Origin of the sequence: Streptacidiphilus carbonis (assembly GCF_000787775.1) — a bacterium.
Classification (GTDB): Bacteria; Actinomycetota; Actinomycetes; order Streptomycetales; family Streptomycetaceae; genus Streptacidiphilus; species Streptacidiphilus carbonis.
Genome location: NZ_BBPM01000020.1, coordinates 25,676 through 40,716, shown reverse-complemented (window position 1 = coordinate 40,716; position 15,041 = coordinate 25,676). Strand labels below are relative to the sequence as shown.

At 73.5% G+C, this 15,041-nt stretch carries 12 protein-coding genes; 7 read left to right on the top strand and 5 right to left on the bottom strand.

The window, feature by feature from the left end; genetic code table 11:
* The 5 genes from cobJ to TR46_RS17720 form a co-directional block, all read left to right on the top strand.
* The coding region (cobJ, locus tag TR46_RS17740) for a precorrin-3B C(17)-methyltransferase (protein ID WP_063770607.1) at positions 1 to 922 on the top strand (922 nt) is incomplete at its 5' end.
* Positions 919 to 1,515, top strand: coding sequence for a precorrin-8X methylmutase (locus TR46_RS17735; protein WP_042401770.1), 597 nt, complete (start codon positions 919 to 921; stop codon positions 1,513 to 1,515). The genes cobJ and TR46_RS17735, both read left to right, overlap by 4 nt.
* Positions 1,512 to 2,411, top strand: coding sequence for a sirohydrochlorin chelatase (locus TR46_RS17730; protein ID WP_042401768.1), 900 nt, complete (start codon positions 1,512 to 1,514; stop codon positions 2,409 to 2,411). Before TR46_RS17735 ends, TR46_RS17730 begins: the two co-directional genes overlap by 4 nt.
* On the top strand, positions 2,401 to 3,486 hold the full coding sequence (gene cobC / locus TR46_RS17725) for an Rv2231c family histidinol phosphate aminotransferase CobC (RefSeq protein ID WP_042401765.1): 1,086 nt from the start codon (positions 2,401 to 2,403) through the stop codon (positions 3,484 to 3,486). The genes TR46_RS17730 and cobC overlap by 11 nt, the downstream gene beginning before the upstream one ends.
* Positions 3,487 to 3,600: 114 nt before the next feature.
* Positions 3,601 to 6,069 (top strand): polysaccharide lyase 8 family protein, encoded by a 2,469-nt coding sequence (locus TR46_RS17720; protein WP_042401763.1) that lies wholly within the window; start codon positions 3,601 to 3,603, stop codon positions 6,067 to 6,069.
* Positions 6,070 to 6,095: 26 nt separating this feature from the next.
* Here TR46_RS17720 and TR46_RS17715 read toward each other — a convergent pair whose 3' ends face one another.
* Entirely contained in the window at positions 6,096 to 7,076 is a 981-nt protein-coding gene (locus tag TR46_RS17715; RefSeq protein ID WP_052432894.1) for an SCO1860 family LAETG-anchored protein, read from the bottom strand.
* A 237-nt stretch (positions 7,077 to 7,313) separates the two neighbouring features.
* Positions 7,314 to 7,991: a uracil-DNA glycosylase gene (locus TR46_RS17710; protein WP_042401760.1), complete on the bottom strand. Its 678-nt coding sequence runs from the start codon at positions 7,989 to 7,991 to the stop codon at positions 7,314 to 7,316.
* Between the two features lie 78 nt (positions 7,992 to 8,069).
* On the opposite strand from TR46_RS17710, the gene TR46_RS17705 reads away from it, so the two are divergent.
* Positions 8,070 to 8,783 (top strand): rhomboid-like protein, encoded by a 714-nt coding sequence (locus TR46_RS17705; protein WP_201776413.1) that lies wholly within the window; start codon positions 8,070 to 8,072, stop codon positions 8,781 to 8,783.
* Here the strand turns inward: TR46_RS17705 and TR46_RS17700 are convergent.
* The 3 genes from TR46_RS17700 to TR46_RS17690 form a co-directional block, all read right to left on the bottom strand.
* On the bottom strand, positions 8,769 to 9,935 hold the full coding sequence (locus TR46_RS17700; protein WP_236655369.1) for an amidohydrolase family protein: 1,167 nt from the start codon (positions 9,933 to 9,935) through the stop codon (positions 8,769 to 8,771). The genes TR46_RS17705 and TR46_RS17700 overlap by 15 nt on opposite strands.
* Complete coding sequence (pepN, locus tag TR46_RS17695; RefSeq protein WP_042401755.1) at positions 9,932 to 12,523, bottom strand: aminopeptidase N; 2,592 nt, start codon at positions 12,521 to 12,523, stop codon at positions 9,932 to 9,934. The genes TR46_RS17700 and pepN overlap by 4 nt, the downstream gene beginning before the upstream one ends.
* 87 nt (positions 12,524 to 12,610) lie before the next feature.
* Positions 12,611 to 14,122: an aldehyde dehydrogenase (NADP(+)) gene (locus TR46_RS17690; protein WP_042401754.1), complete on the bottom strand. Its 1,512-nt coding sequence runs from the start codon at positions 14,120 to 14,122 to the stop codon at positions 12,611 to 12,613.
* A gap of 112 nt (positions 14,123 to 14,234) precedes the next feature.
* Between TR46_RS17690 and TR46_RS17685 the strand changes: the two genes are divergently transcribed.
* On the top strand, positions 14,235 to 15,011 hold the full coding sequence (locus TR46_RS17685) for an IclR family transcriptional regulator (protein ID WP_042401752.1): 777 nt from the start codon (positions 14,235 to 14,237) through the stop codon (positions 15,009 to 15,011).
* The last annotated feature ends 30 nt before the right edge of the window (positions 15,012 to 15,041 follow it).

Sequence of the window (15,041 nt, the reverse complement as noted above, 5' to 3'; positions counted from 1 at the left end):
GGCGCTCGCCGCGGTCCCCGTGCCCAACCCCTCCCCCGCCCCGCAGGCTGCTGTGGGCACCCCCAGCGTCGCCGAGGCGGCCGCGCTGCTCAGCGGCGGCCAGGGCGCCGAACTGCTGGTGCCCAAGCGGAAGTCCGCCCCCGAGGGACGGGCCGCCATGGCCACCGTCGCCATCGCCAGGAAGCGCCCGCGCGGACGGCTGGCGCTGGTCGGTCTGGGGCCGGGGGCGCGCGATCTGCTGACCCCGCGGGCGCGCGAGGAACTGCGCCGGGCGTCGATCGTCGTCGGGCTGGACCAGTACCTGGACCAGATCCGCGACCTGCTGCGGCCCGGCACCCGGATCGAGGAGACCGGGCTCGGCGCCGAGGAGGAGCGCGCGCGCAGCGCCGTACGCCTCGCCGAGCAGGGACACGCCGTCGCCCTGATCGGCAGCGGCGACGCCGGCGTCTACGCCATGGCCTCCCCCGCGCTCGCCGAGGCCGGTGCGGACATCGACGTGGTCGGCGTCCCCGGCGTGACCGCCGCGCTGGCCGCCTCCTCGCTGCTGGGCGCACCGCTGGGCCACGACCATGCGTCGATCAGCCTCTCCGACCTGCACACGCCCTGGGAGGTGATCGAGCGCCGGGTGCGCGCGGCGGCCGAGGCGGACCTCGTGGTCACCTTCTACAACCCCCGCAGCCGCGGCCGCGACTGGCAGCTGCCCAAGGCTCTGTCGCTCCTCGCCGAGCATCGAACCCCGGACACCCCGGTCGGGGTCGCCCATGCGATCTCCCGCGCCGACGAGTGGCACACCGTCACCACCCTGGCCGAACTGGATGTCACCACCGTCGACATGACGACCGTCGTGGTGGTCGGCAACACCGCTTCCCGCACGGTAGCGAACCGGATGGTCACCCCGCGCGGATACCGGTGGCAGTCATGACGGCGCGCCAGGTGCACCCCATCGAGCGTGAGTCCTACCGGCGTCTCCGGGCCCGCGCCGACACCAGTCAGCTCCCGCCGCTCACCCGTGCCGTGGCCGAACGGGTGGTGCACTCGAGCGCCGACCTCGACTACCTCGCCGACCTGGTGATCGCCGAGGAGTCGGTGCTGCGGGCCGCCGCCGACGCGCTCGCGGCAGGGGCGCCGCTGGTGGCCGATGTGGAGATGGTCGCCGCAGGCATCACCACCCGCCGGGCGCTGTGCCGGCTCCGCGACGCCAAGGGCGACCCGGCCACCGGGCTGACCCGCTCCGCCGCCGCCGTCAGGCTGGCGCTGGAGGAGGTCGGCCACGGTGCGGTGTGGGTGATCGGCTGCGCCCCGACCGCGCTGGAGGAGCTGCTGCTGCTGGACGCCCGCCCCGCGCTGGTCATCGGCCTGCCGGTGGGGTTCGTCGGCGCGGCCGAGTCCAAGGCGGCGCTGCGCGCCTCCGGACTTCCGGCCGTCAGCAACGTCTCCGAGAAGGGCGGCTCGGCGGTCGCCGCCGCTGCCGCCAACGCGCTGCTCTACCCCGATCTCTACGAGGAGACAAAGTGACACCTCCCGCGCTGCTCATCGTCGGCCACGGCACCCGCGACGAGGCCGGCGCCGAGGCGTTCCGCTCCTTCGTCGAGGGGCTGCGCGACCGGCTGCCGGACACCCCGGTCGGCGGCGGCTTCATCGAACTGTCCCCGCCGCCGCTGGCCGACTCCGTCGCCGACCTGGTCGCCGCCGGCGCCCGCCGCTTCGCCGCCGTCCCGCTGGTGCTGGTCTCCGCCGGCCACGCCAAGGGCGACATCCCGGCCGCCCTGGTCCGCGAGCGCGAGCGTCACCCCGGCACCTCCTTCTCCTACGGGCGGCCGCTCGGCCCGCACCCCGCCCTGCTGACCGTGCTGGAGCGGCGGCTCGACGAGGTGCTGGCGCCCGAGGACCGCGCCGACACCACCGTGCTGCTGGTCGGCCGGGGCTCCACCGACCCCGATGCCAACGCCGAGGTGGTCAAGGTCGCCCGGCTGCTGTGGGAGGGGCGGGGCCTGGCCGGGGTGGAGACCGCGTTCGTCTCGCTCGCGGCGCCCGACGTGCCGACCGGGCTGACCCGCTGCCGGCTGCTCGGCGCCCGTCGGATCGTGGTGCTGCCCTACTTCCTGTTCACCGGCGTCCTCCCCGAACGGGTGGAACGGCAGGCCGCCGACTGGGCCGCCGGCCACCCGGACACCGACCTGCGCCGAGCTGCGGTGATGGGTCCCACCGAGGAGCTGGCCGAGCTGGTCCTGGCCCGCTACCGCGAGGCCCTCGCGGGGGATCTTCGGATGAATTGCGACACCTGCGTCTATCGTGTGGCCATGCCAGGTTTCGAGGACCGCGTCGGCGCGGCCCAGCGCCCGCACCACCACCCTGACGACCCTTCACACGACCACGGTCACGGTCACGGCTCGCACACGCATGTCCACTGATCGGGGCGGCAGTTCCGACCGCCACGACCGGAGCGGCCACGGCCGGGCCGACCGCCACGACCTGCGCCACCACGGCGACACCGAGGTCGGCGGCGGCCTGGTCGACCTGGCGGTGAACGTACGGGCCGGGACGCCGCCGCCGTGGCTGCGGGAGCTGCTGGCGGACACCCTGGGCGGCCTGGCCGCCTACCCCGACGGCGGCTCCGCCCGCGCCGCCGTCGCCCGCCGGCACCGGCGCCCCGACAGCGAGGTGCTGCTGACCTCCGGTGCCGCCGAGGCGTTCGTGCTGCTGGCCCGATGCCTCGAGCCGCGCAAGGCGGTTGTGGTGCACCCCCAGTTCACCGAGCCGGAGGCGGCGCTTCGGGAGGCCGGGCACCCGGTGCAGCGGCTGCTGCTCCGGCCCCGGGACGGCTTCCGGCTCGACCCGGCGGCCGTTCCCGACGACGCCGATCTGGTGGTCGTCGGCAACCCCACCAATCCGACCTCGATCCTGCACCCGGCCGCGGATCTCGCAGCACTGGCCCGTCCCGGCCGGACCCTGGTGGTGGACGAGGCGTTCGCGGACACCGTGCCGGGCGAGGCGGAGAGCCTGGCCGGGCGGCGCGACCTGCCGGGCGTGGTGGTGCTGCGTAGCCTCACCAAGACCTGGGGGCTGGCCGGGCTGCGCATCGGCTACGTCCTCTCCGACCCGGGCACCGTCGCCGCCCTGGAGTCCGCCCAACCGCTGTGGCCGGTGTCCACGCCCGCTCTGGCCGCCGCCGAGGCGTGCAGCACCCCCGCCGCGCTCGCCGAGGCCGAGGCGGCCGCCCGGGCCACCGCCGAGGACCGTGACTACCTGCTCTCCCGACTGGCCGAGCTGCCCAGCATCCGGACCTACGGTCAGCCGGCTGCATCGTTCGTCCTGATCCGGACGCCCGGTGCGGCCGGCATCAGGCAGCGGCTGCGCGGAACCGGCTTCGCCGTCAGACGCGGGGACACCTTCCCAGGTCTGGGGCCCGACTGGCTGCGCATCGCGGTCCGCGACAAGGCCACCCTGGACGCCTTCTGCGAGGCGTTGACGGCGCTCCAGCTGTGATGCGGCTTTGCTTCAGTAGCGTTCATATCCTTGAACTTTGTCCAGCATCTTGACTCGGGTCGGCAGCGGGTCTGTCATGTCTTCACCTGACCCCACGTCACCGAGGACGCACGCATGGACGACAGCACGCCCCTCGCCGCACCACTGCGCCGCCGCCACCTCCTCGGCGCCGGCGCCGCCGTGACCGGAGCCGCACTCATCGGCGTCGGCGGCACGAGCCCCGCGCACGCCGCGACCCCGACCGCCGCTGCCGCGACCCCTACTGCGGCGGCGGCCTCCCCTGCCGGCGCCGCCCCGGACGCCACCGCGGACGCTTTCGACCAACTCCGCGGCGTCTGGTCGGACATCCTCACCGGCGGCAGCGCGGTCGACCCGACCGACCCCGACTATGCGGCGGCCATCGCCACCATCGACGCCATCGCGGCCGCCGCCATCGCGCTCTACGACGACTCCGCCACCCCGACCGCCGTCTACACCGACCTGCCGTTCACCCATGTCGAGAACGCCAGCGGCACCTACTACCGGATCCGCGACACCGCCATCGCCTGGGGGACCCCGGGCTCGGCCCACTACCAGGACGCCGCCGTCGCCGCCCGCCTGGTCGCCGCGCTCCGACTGATCGGCGCGGACTACTACAACCCCTCCTCCGCCGAGGTGGGCAACTGGTACCACTGGGAGATCGGCGCCCCGCAGGCCCTGGTCAACACCTGTGCGGTGCTGGGCAGCCAGGTCCCCGCCGCCGACCTGGCCAGCTACCTGGCCACCGTCGCCCACTTCGTCCCCGACCCCACCCACCAGCAGTCCGGCACCGTGCTCACCACCGGGGCCAACCGCTCCGACATGTGCCAGATCACCATCCTGCGCGGCATCCTGGCCAAGGACGGCACCCTGATCGCGCTCGGCCGCGACAAGCTCTCCGACATCTACCCCTACGTCACCGCCTCGGACGGCTACTACCGCGACGGCGGCTACATCCAGCACGGCACCATCCCCTACAACGGCCACTACTCCTACGTCCTGCTGAACGACCTCAGCCAGCTCTCACTGCTGCTCAACGGCTCCGCCTGGCCCATCGACGACCCCCGGTTCTCGGTCATCCTGGACTCGGTGGACCTCACCTACGCGCCGTTCATGTACGACGGCCTGGTGATGGACGTGGTCCGCGGCCGCTTCCTGTCCCGACAGGGCGAGACCGACCACGACGCCGGGCACGCCATCACCGAAGCGGTGCTCCGGCTGATCCCGGTCGGCTCGCGGGACCAGCAGAGGCGTTGGAAAGCGCTCGCCAAGGGCTGGATCGAACGCGAGACCTTCACCACCATCAGGGCCACGGCCACGCCCGCGCGGATGGCCCTGGTGAAGTCCGTCCTGGACGACACCAAGGTGCACGCGGTGGGCCAGGGGCCGAACCACGTCCAGCAGCCCTCGATCGAACGTGCCGTGCACCGCCGCCCCGGCTGGGCCTGGACGGTGGGCCTCTCCAGCAGCCGGATCGCCCGGCTGGAGGCCATCAACGGCGAGAACCAGCGCGGCTGGCACACCGGCGACGGCGCGACCTACCTCTACAACGACGACAACGGCCACTACACGGACGCCTACTGGCCCACCGTGGACTGCACCAGGCTGCCCGGGGTCACCGCCGACACCCTGCCGCTGGCCCCCAGCGCCGGCAACGGCACCCTGCCGCCCACCACCTGGTCCGGCGGGGCCGTACTGGCCGGCAGTTGGGGCGCGGTCGGCCTGGACCTGGTCCCCTACGGCTCGCCGCTGCGGGCCAAGAAGTCCTGGTTCTGCCTGGACGACTGCGTGGTCGCGCTCGGCGCGGGGATAACCGGGAGCTCCGGCCACCCGGTGGAGACCACCATCGAGAACCGCAACCTGCGTGCGACGGGCCGCAACAGACTGACCGTCAACGGCCGTCCTACACCCACTACTCCGGGCTGGTCCGGCAGCTTCGCCGCCTCGGGCTGGGCCCATCTTGAGGGCGTCGGCGGCTACATCCTCCCGTCCGGGGCCGCCTCCGGGGCAACCCTGCGCGCCCTGCGCGAGCAGCGCACCGGCGCCTGGGCCGACATCGACAACGGCCCCAGCACCGGCGGTACCACCACGCCCTGCACCAACACCTACGCCACCCTGTGGCTCGACCACGGCGTCGACCCCGGCGGCAGCGGGTACGTCTATCTGCTGCTGCCGGGGGCGAGCGCGGCGGAGACCGCCCGCAGGGCGGGGCGACCGGACCTCACCGTCCTGTCCAACACCCGGGCCCTGCAAGCGATCCGCTCCGCGCGTCTCGACCTCACCGCTGCCAACTTCTTCACCGCCGGCGCCCTCCCCTCCGTGGGCGTCGGCGGTCCGGCATCGGTGCTGCTGCAGAGCCACGGCGGCCGGCTGACGCTGGCGGTCAGCGACCCCACCTGCGCGCAGACCTCACTGACCGTCACCCTCGGCGGCCGGGCCCGCTACCGTCGCGGCTTCAGCGACGACCCGGGCGTCACCGTCGACCTCAAGGGCACCGCCCCGGTGGTCACCCTCGACCTCACCCAGGGCCTCCCCGGCACCACCAGGACGGTGCACTTCTCCTGAACCCCTGCTCTCCTGCTCACCGGCTCTCAGTGCCGGCGCCGCCGCCTGCGGGTCGTCCCCATGGCCGCGGCGCCCGCACCGACCAGCACCAGCGCGACCCCGGCGATCACCGGGGTGTTGCTGCCGCCACCGGTCTCCGCGAGGTCGGTGGTGGCAGCGGCAGGCGAGGCCGGCACGGCGGAGTCCGAGGCCGACACCTGCGATGGCGGGGGCAGCGCCGCCCCGCCCGTCGAGGCGGAACCGCTCGGCGCACCCGGACCGGAGGCCGGACCCGACGGCGCGGACGACCCGGTCGCCCCGCCGCCCCCGCCGCCCTTCCCCTTGGCACAGTGCACCGCCGCCAGCTCGATCCTCCCGCTCACCTCGGCGACATTCAGACTCAGCGGATTCACCTGGACGTCGAGCTCCAACGCCGTCGCGGCGGCCGTGGTCGAGGTCACCGTCTTCTTGGACAGCTCCAGGTCCACCACCCCGATTCCGGGCACGCTGACCCTGCTCGGCCCGGCCGCGCTCAGCGAGACCCCGTGGCCCAGCACGTTCAGCGTCCCGAGGATATTGACGTCCGCGCTGGGCCGACCGTCCAACGGGCAGTCCGCCGTGGCGTGCACCTCCTTGAGCCCCACCAGCTGGGTCAGCAGCCCGGGGACATTGATCGCCGCTTGCACCAGGTCGACCTCGGCATGCGCACCGTGCTCGTCCACGGTGGCGGCGCTGTGGCCGAGGGTGGCGTCCAGCAGGGTCAGTCTCCGCCCCTGGTCGACCCCGCCGATGGCGGTGGTCAGCATCGACCCGTCCACGCTCCTGGGCGCGTGCACCGCGTTCAAGGTGAGGTCCACCGGGACGTCCACGGCGCCGTTGATCAGTTTCACGTCCAGCGACAGCCCGGCGGTGGTGGCTGACGCCGTCCCCCACGCGGAGCCGTCGGCATGGGCGGGCTGGGCCGCCGCGAGCAGGGAGACGGCGAGTAAGGCACCGAGGGCGGAGCCGGTGCGGCGGATAGTCATCATTACGAGCCCCCACAAATGTTCGTCGATCACAGACGGCAACGGGACAGCACCGGGCGCTCACCCCCAGTTACGGAGCGCCCGGACGCAATCTTGGATGCGGCCTATCCTTACGAACCATGCGTCACTCTGGAGACACACAGAGTGCATTCACCCGAATGAGTGACAGAACCTCAGGTGTCGCCCCCGTCCCACCAGTTCAGGCCCGGAGCCCGTCAATCGGCACCGTCGCCCGATGCGCTACGGCAGGCGCCAGTCCACCGGCTCGCTGCCCTGCCTGACCAGCAGCTCGTTGGCGCGGCTGAAGGGGCGGGAGCCGAAGAAGCCGCGGTCCGCCGACCGGGGGCTGGGGTGCGGGGCCTCCAGGCAGGGCGCGGGCCCCAGCAGGGGGCGGAGGTTGCGGGCGTCACGCCCCCAGAGAATGGCCACCAGCGCCGGCCCGCGCTCCACCAGCGCACGGATCGCCTGCTCGGTGACCGCCTCCCACCCCTTGTCCCGATGGGCATTGGGATTGCGCGGCGCGGTGGTGAGCGACCTGTTGAGCAGCAACACCCCCTGCTCGGTCCACGGCGTCAGATCGCCGCTGCCCGGCGCGGGCAGTCCGAGGTCCTGCTGGTACTCCTGGAAGATGTTCACCAGGCTCCCCGGCAGCGGCCGCACCTCCGGCGCCACGGAGAACGACAGCCCCACCGCGTGCCCCGGCGTGGGATACGGGTCCTGACCCACGATCAGCACCCGGACCTGCTCGAACGGCTGCTGGAACGCCCGCAGCACCTGCGGCCCCGGCGGCAGGTAGCTCCTCCCGGCGGCGATCTCGGCCCGGAGGAAGTCGCCCATGGCGGCCACCTGTCCGGCGACCGGCTCCAACGCCTTGGCCCAACCGGGCTCGACAACTTCATGCAACGGACGTGCGGCCATGGTCCGTCACTCTAATGCCACACTGGCCCTGTGCTCCACGTCCGCGACAAACTCCGCAAACCAGGACACAATCGTCGTATGAATGCGCAGTCGGCCCCAGCAGAGGCCGCCCCGGAGCCGCCGCAGCCCGCGGCCCGGGCGTTGGCCGCTGCCTGGGCCTATGCGCGGCGTGCGCCGGGGACGTACCTGTGGCTGCTGGCGCTGCTGGGGACCACCGTGGTGATCCGGCGGATGGATCCGGCGTTCCACGACCAGTTCCTCCGGCAGCGCTCGACCAATCTGCACCAGCTGTCGACCGACCCGGTGCGGGTGCTGATCGCCAGTGCGTTCTGGCTGGACGGCGGCGGGTGGATCGTCTACTTCGTGGTCTACAACATCTTCCATGTGCCCGCCGAGCGCTGGCTGGGGACCTGGCGCTGGCTGACCGCCCTGACCATCGCCCACGTCGGCGCCACCTACATCAGCGAGGGCGTCCTCTACTGGGCCATCCACCAGGGCCGTGCACCTGAGTCGGCGGTCAACACCCTGGACGTGGGCGTCAGTTACGCGCTGGCCGGGATCCAGGGGATCCTCTTCTACCGGATCGGCGGCCCCTGGCGCTGGGTCTACCTGACGGGGGTGCTGCTCTGGTACGGCTCCGCGCTGGTGCACGGCCGCACCTTCACCGACGTCGGCCACTTCACCGCCACCCTGCTCGGCCTGGCCTGCTACCCGCTGACCCGCGGCCGGGGCGAGCGCTGGGACCCGATCGCCTGGTTGCGCAGTCGGCGCCGCCGCTCAGCCCACCGCTGAACCGCCTGCCGCCGAACCGCCTGCCACTGAACCGCCGAGCACCGCGCCCCGCAGCACCACAGCCCGCGGATCCGCCAGCACCCGTACGTCCGCGCGCGGATCCTCGCGGTAGACGACCAGGTCGGCCGGGGCGCCCTCGGTCAGCCCGGGACGGCCCAGCCACTCGCGGGCGGACCAGCTCGCCGCCGCCAGCGCGGCCAGCGGCGGCAGCCCCGCGACGACCAGTTCGGCGACCTCGTCGGCCACCAGACCGTGCGCCAGCGAGCCGCCGGCGTCCGTGCCCGTGAAGACCTGGATGCCCGCCTCGTGGGCCGCCGCCACGGTGGCGTACCGGCGGCGGTGAAGCTCCCTCATATGCCGGGCGTAGTCGGGGAACTTGCCCTCGGCGCCGAGCGCGATGTCGGGGAAGGTCGCGATGTTGACCAGGGTCGGCACGATCGCCACGCCCCGCTCGGCGAACAGCGGCAGCGTCTCCTCGGTGAGGCCGGTGGCGTGCTCCACGCAGTCGATCCCCGCCTCCACCAGGTCGACCAGCGACTCCTCGGCGAAGCAGTGCGCGGTGACCCGTGCGCCCTCGGCGTGGGCGGCGGCCATCGCCTCGTCCAGGGCCCAGCGCGGCCAGCACGCCGACAGGTCGCCGGTCTCCCGGTCGATCCAGTCGCCGACCAGCTTCACCCAGCCGTCGCCGCGCCGCGCCTCCTGCCGGACGTAGGCGGCGAGGTCGCCGGGCTCGATCTCGTAGGCGTAGTTGCGGATGTAGCGGCGGGTACGGGCGATGTGCCGGCCGGCCCTGATGATCCGGGGCAGGTCGTCCCGGTCGTCGATCCAGCGGGTGTCGGACGGCGAGCCGGCGTCACGCAGCAGCAGCGCGCCGGCCTCACGGTCCGTCAGCGCCTGCTTCTCGGCGGTCGCCGCGTCCACCGCGCCATGGCCGTCCAGGCCGACGTGGCAGTGCGCGTCGACCAGCCCCGGCAGCACCCAGCCGTCCACCGCGACGGCCTCGGCCGCGCCCGGCGGCCGGGAGTAGGTCACCCGGCCGCCGACCACCCAGAGCTCGTCCCGCACGTCCTCGGGCCCGACCAGCACCCGTCCCCTGACGTGCAGGGGCTGCGCCGCCCGCGCGCCCGCCTCCCCCACGGCCGCCGCGCTCACTTCGCCACGGCCTGCCGGGCCCGCACCGCGCGGCGCAGGTCGTCCACCTGGTCCACCAGTCCGCGCCGCAGCGCCGCCGTGAGATCCGTCCTGGCCAGGCAGGCCTCCGCGGCTCCGACCGTCTGCTCGGTGGCGTGGTAGGCCGGGAAGGCGTAGCGGGCCAGCAGCCGGCCCACCGCGGGCCCGCGCCGCTGCGCGGTGCCGACCACGGCCTCGAAGTAGCGCTGCGGACGGTCGCCCAGCAGCTCGGCCTGCTCCGGCTGCCAGAAGCCCTGGGAGGTCGCGGCGATCAGGTAGTTGGACAGGTCGCTGTCGAACAGCGCCTCCCAGGCGGCGTCCTTGGCCTGCTGGTCGGGCAGTGCCGCCCGGCAGCGGGCCGCGCCCTCCTGGCCGGTGGCGCTGGTGTCCCGGACCAGCTCGGCCGCGATCTCGTCCTCGCCGGCCGCGCCGAGCACGCACAGCCGCAGGAGCAGCTGCCAGCTCAGCTCGGGGTCGAGTTCCGGCCCGCCGGGCACTCCGCCCTCCTCCCGCCAGGACTGCAGCACGGCCAGCTCGGCCGGGGTGGAGGAGGCCGCGATCAGGCTGCGGACCGCGAGCAGCCGAAGCCCGGTCACGTCGTCGGGACCGCCCTCGGTCCGGCGCAGCAGGTCCCGGCCGACCCCGGCCAGCAGCCCCAGCCCGGCCGGGCGCTGCTCGGGCGTCAGGTACTGCTCGGCGAGGGTGGACCGGGCGAAGCCGAGCACCGACTGGATCAGGTGCGCCGAAGTCTCCCCCGGCAGATGGGCGGCGACCAGCTCCAGGTAGCTCTGCGGGTCCAGGTCGCCGTCGCGCACCATGTCCCTGGCGGCGCCCCACAGCACCGCCCGCGCCAGCTCCTCCGGGATCCCGCCCAGCGAGTCACTGACGGTCCGCCAGGAGCGGTCGTCCAGGCGGATCTTGACGAAGCCGAGGTCGGTGTCGTTGAGCAGCAGCAGATCGGGGTCGCCGGCGCCCACGCTGTCCAGCTCGTGGTCGGGCTCGGCCGGGAGGTCCAGCGGTCGGCGGGCCCGCAGCACCAGGTGGCCGTCGGCGGCGCGGTCGTAGGTGGCCGCGGTGATCAGCAGCGGACGCAGTTGGCCGTCGACCGAGCTGTGCACGATCCGCGCCCCGCCCCGGCCGACGCCCTCCTGGCCCCCGTCGGCCCCGCCCGCCCAGGTCCCGTCCGCCTGTGCCTCGTCCGCGCGTGCCTCGTCCGACCGGGCCGGCTCGACCCGCAGGGTGTCCACCCCGGTGGTGCGCAGCCAGCGTTCGGCCCAGCCGTGCACGTCCCGGCCGCTGCTCGCGGCCAGCGCCTGGAGCAGGTCGGCGAGCGCGGCGTTGCCGAAGGCGTGCTGCTGGAAGTAGGAGTTGACACCCTTGTAGAAGGCTTCCTCGCCGAGCCAGGCGACCAGCTGGCGCAGGGCGGAGGCGCCCTTGGAGTAGGAGATGCCGTCGAAGTTCTGCAGCGCCTCCGCGGTGTCGTCCACGCTCTCCGGGGCGACCGGGTGGGTGGACGGACGCTGGTCGGCGTCGTAGCCCCAGGACTTGCGGGCGGCGGCGAACCCGGTCCAGGCGCCGGAGAAGCGGGTGGACTCGGCGACCACGGTGTAGGCGAGGTACTCGGCGAAGGACTCGTTCAGCCACAGGTCGTCCCACCAGCGCATGGTGACCAGGTCGCCGAACCACATGTGGGCCATCTCATGGGCGATGACGATGGCGCGTTCCTCGCGCTCGGTGTCGGTGACCGCCGAGCGGAACACGAACTCGTCGCGGAAGGTCACACAGCCGGGGTTCTCCATCGCCCCGGCGTTGAACTCGGGTACGAAGCACTGGTCGTAGGAGTCGAAGGGATAGCGCTGGTCGAAGACCCGGTGGTAGTGGTCGAAGCTGCGCCGGGTGGTGTCCAGCATCTCCTCGGCGTCCGCCTCCAGGTACGGGCCGAGCGAGCGCCGGCAGTGCAGGCCGAGCGGGATGCCGTCGTGCTCGGAGCGCACCGTGAACAGCGGCCCGGCGACGATGGCGACCAGGTAGTTGCTGATCGGCGGCGTGGGCGCGAACTCCCAGCGGCCGCCCTCCTGCCGGGTGACCAGGCCGTTGCCGACGACGGTCCAGCCCTCGGGCGCGGTGACGCTCACCTCGTAGGCGGCCTTGAGGTCGGGCTGGTCGAAGCTGGCGAAGAAGCGCGGTCCGTCGTCCAGGAACGCCTGGGTGTAGACGTAGGCCTCGCCGTCGGCCGGGTCGACGAAGCGGTGCATGCCCTCGCCGGTGCGGGAGTAGGCCATGGTCGCCTCGACCAGCAGCTCGTTCTCCGCCGCGAGGCCGTCCAGCGGGAGCCGCCCGTCCACCAGCGCGGCCGGGTCCAGCTCCCGCCCGTTGAGGACGGCCCGCAGCAGGGTCTGCGGCTTCACGTCGACGAAGCTGCTCGCGCCCGGACTGGAGCAGGCGAAACGGATCACCGCGACCGACCCGAAGACCTCGTCCCCCTGGGTCAGGTCGAGGTCCACAGTGCTACTGCGGACCTCCAACAGTCGACGGCGTTCAACGGCTTCAGCACGAGTAAGAGCAGGCATGCAGATCATGCTGCCACCGACCCGCCCACCTCAGCCAGGCAAACGAAAGGGGCGCGGGGAACTGCGCGACCAGCCCACCCCTCGTCGTCACCGTTCCAACACCCCGTCCACCCGCCTCGGCACGCCCACCCCACCGTCCCGCAGCTCGACCGGAAGCAACCCCTCCGGCACCCCCTGATACGCCACCGGCCGCAGCCACCGCTCGATCGCCGTCCCCCCGACCGACGTCCCGGTCGAGGTGGTGGCCGGGTACGGCCCCCCGTGCTGCATGGCCGGCGCCACCGCGACCCCGGTAGGCCACCCGCCGAACAGCACCCGCCCGGCCAGCGGCGTCAGCCGCGCCAGCAGTTCGGCGGCGTCGGCCTCCCCCGGCTCCGCGTGCAGCGTGGCCGTCAGGTTGCCGCCCAAGCGGGCCAGCACCGCCTCCACCTCCGCCGCGTCCCGGTACCGGGCCACCACCGTCACCGGTCCGAAGCACTCCTCCAGCAGCAGCTCGTAAGCGTCCTCGGCGAGCCGGGCCGCGGCCACGCTCAGGTACCCGGCGCGCACCGCGTACCCGTCCTCCCCGGCCGCCACCGGCACGGTCACCCCCGGCAGCGCCGCCCGCTCGGCGAACCCGGCCAGGAACCCGGCCCGCATCCGCGCGTCCAGCAGCGCCCCGGACGGGCTGTCGGCCGCGCCCGCGGCCAGCGACTTCTCCAGCCGCTCGCCGCTCGCCCCCTCGGGCACCAGCACCAGCCCGGGCTTGGTGCAGAACTGACCCATGCCCAGGGTGAACGAGCCGGCCAGCCCGGCCCCGATCTCCTCGGCGCGTCCGGCCGCGGCCTGCTCGGTCACCACCACCGGGTTGAGACTGCCCAGCTCGCCGTGGAAGGGGATCGGCACCGGGCGTGCCGCGGCCAGGTCGAACAGGGCCCGGCCGCCCGGGATGGAGCCGGTGAAGCCGGCCGCGCTCAGCAGCGGGTGCTGGACCAGGTCGACCCCGGCCTGGCGCCCGTGCACCAGCGCCAGCACGTCCGCGGGAAGCCCGACCGCCTTGGCCGCCTCCCGCAGCGCCGCTGCGGCGAGCTCACTGGTGCCGGGGTGGTCGGGGTGGGCCTTGACCACCACCGCGCAGCCGGCCGCGAGAGCGCTGGCGGTGTCCCCGCCGGGCACGCTGAAGGCGAAGGGGAAGTTGCTGGCGGCGAAGACGCCGACCACCCCCAGCGGCACCTTCCAGCGCCGCAGGTCCGGCCGCGGCGCGGGCGCGGCCTGCGGGTCGGCGTGGTCGATCACCACGTCCAGGAAGGCGCCCTCGTCCACGATGTCCGCGAAGGAGCGCAGCTGGTAGGTGGTCCTGGCCAGCTCCCCGGTCAGCCGCCCGGTGCCCAGCGCGGTCTCCCGGTCGGCGGTCGCGATCAACTCCGCGCCGTGCGCCTCCAGCCGGTCCGCGGCGGCTCGCAGAAAGGCGGCGCGCACCGTGCGGTCGCCGAGCGCGGGCTGCGCGGCGTGGGCCGCCCGTACGGCCGAGGCGACCGCTGCGGTGTCCGCCTCCACCGCGACCTGCCCCGTACGGTCACCGGTACGGGCATCGACACTCCACACTGGGGTGGTGTTCATTGGGGCCGCCTCCAGACGCAAGCTTTGAGCGCAAGCATTCCATATGCTGAACGCCGTCCAGTATGCTGAACACTCTGACGATACGTCTCTTACAGAAAAGGGGTCAACCCAGATGGCCCAGCCTCAATCCGACGCGGGCGGAGCCCAGGTCAAGTCGGCTGTCCGCACCGTCGAACTGCTCGAGTACTTCGCGGGCCGGCCCGGCATGCACAGCCTCGCCGAGGTGCAGGAGGCCGTGGGCTACCCCAAGAGCAGCCTCTACATGCTGCTGCGCACCCTGGTCGAGCTGGGCTGGGTCGAGACCGAGTCCACCGGCACCCGCTACGGCATCGGCGTGCGCGCGCTGCTGGTCGGCACCTCCTACATCGACGGCGACGAGGTCGTGGCCGCCGCCAGGACCACCCTGGACCGGCTGGCCGACGACACCACCGAGACCATCCACCTGGCCCGCCTCGACGGCTCGGACGTCATCTACCTGGCCACCCGCCAGTCCCAGCACTACCTGCGGCCCTTCACCCGGGTCGGCCGCCGGCTGCCGGCCCACTCCACCTCCCTGGGCAAGGCGCTGCTCGCGAGCTACTCCGACGAGGAGGTCCGCAAGCTGCTGCCGGCCCGGCTGGAGCCGCTCACCGAGCACACTCACACCGACATCGACGCCCTGATCGAGGACCTGCACGCGATCCGCGAACGCGGCTACTCCGTCGACGCCGAGGAGAACACCCTCGGCCTGCGGTGCTTCGGCATCGCCATCCCCTACCGCACCCCGGCCCGCGACGCCGTCAGCTGCTCGGTCCCGGTGGCCCGGCTGACTCCGGGGCGCGAGCAGATGATCCGCGACGCCCTCTTCGACGCGCGGGACCGGCTGACGCTGGCTACGCGGCACCTCTGAGGGTTCTCGGGGTACGTCGGCGAGTGCGGC

What these genes read in the sequence shown, in the direction of transcription:
- pepN (WP_042401755.1), bottom strand. Translation starts at nt 12,523, where the DNA reads ATGCCTGCTCTTACTCGTGCTGAAGCCGTTGAACGCCGTCGACTGTTG.
- TR46_RS17720 (WP_042401763.1), top strand. Translation starts at nt 3,601, where the DNA reads ATGGACGACAGCACGCCCCTCGCCGCACCACTGCGCCGCCGCCACCTC.
- TR46_RS17690 (WP_042401754.1), bottom strand. Translation starts at nt 14,122, where the DNA reads ATGAACACCACCCCAGTGTGGAGTGTCGATGCCCGTACCGGTGACCGT.
- cobC (WP_042401765.1), top strand. Translation starts at nt 2,401, where the DNA reads ATGTCCACTGATCGGGGCGGCAGTTCCGACCGCCACGACCGGAGCGGC.
- TR46_RS17685 (WP_042401752.1), top strand. Translation starts at nt 14,235, where the DNA reads ATGGCCCAGCCTCAATCCGACGCGGGCGGAGCCCAGGTCAAGTCGGCT.
- TR46_RS17710 (WP_042401760.1), bottom strand. Translation starts at nt 7,991, where the DNA reads ATGGCCGCACGTCCGTTGCATGAAGTTGTCGAGCCCGGTTGGGCCAAG.
- TR46_RS17715 (WP_052432894.1), bottom strand. Translation starts at nt 7,076, where the DNA reads ATGATGACTATCCGCCGCACCGGCTCCGCCCTCGGTGCCTTACTCGCC.
- TR46_RS17705 (WP_201776413.1), top strand. Translation starts at nt 8,070, where the DNA reads ATGAATGCGCAGTCGGCCCCAGCAGAGGCCGCCCCGGAGCCGCCGCAG.
- TR46_RS17735 (WP_042401770.1), top strand. Translation starts at nt 919, where the DNA reads ATGACGGCGCGCCAGGTGCACCCCATCGAGCGTGAGTCCTACCGGCGT.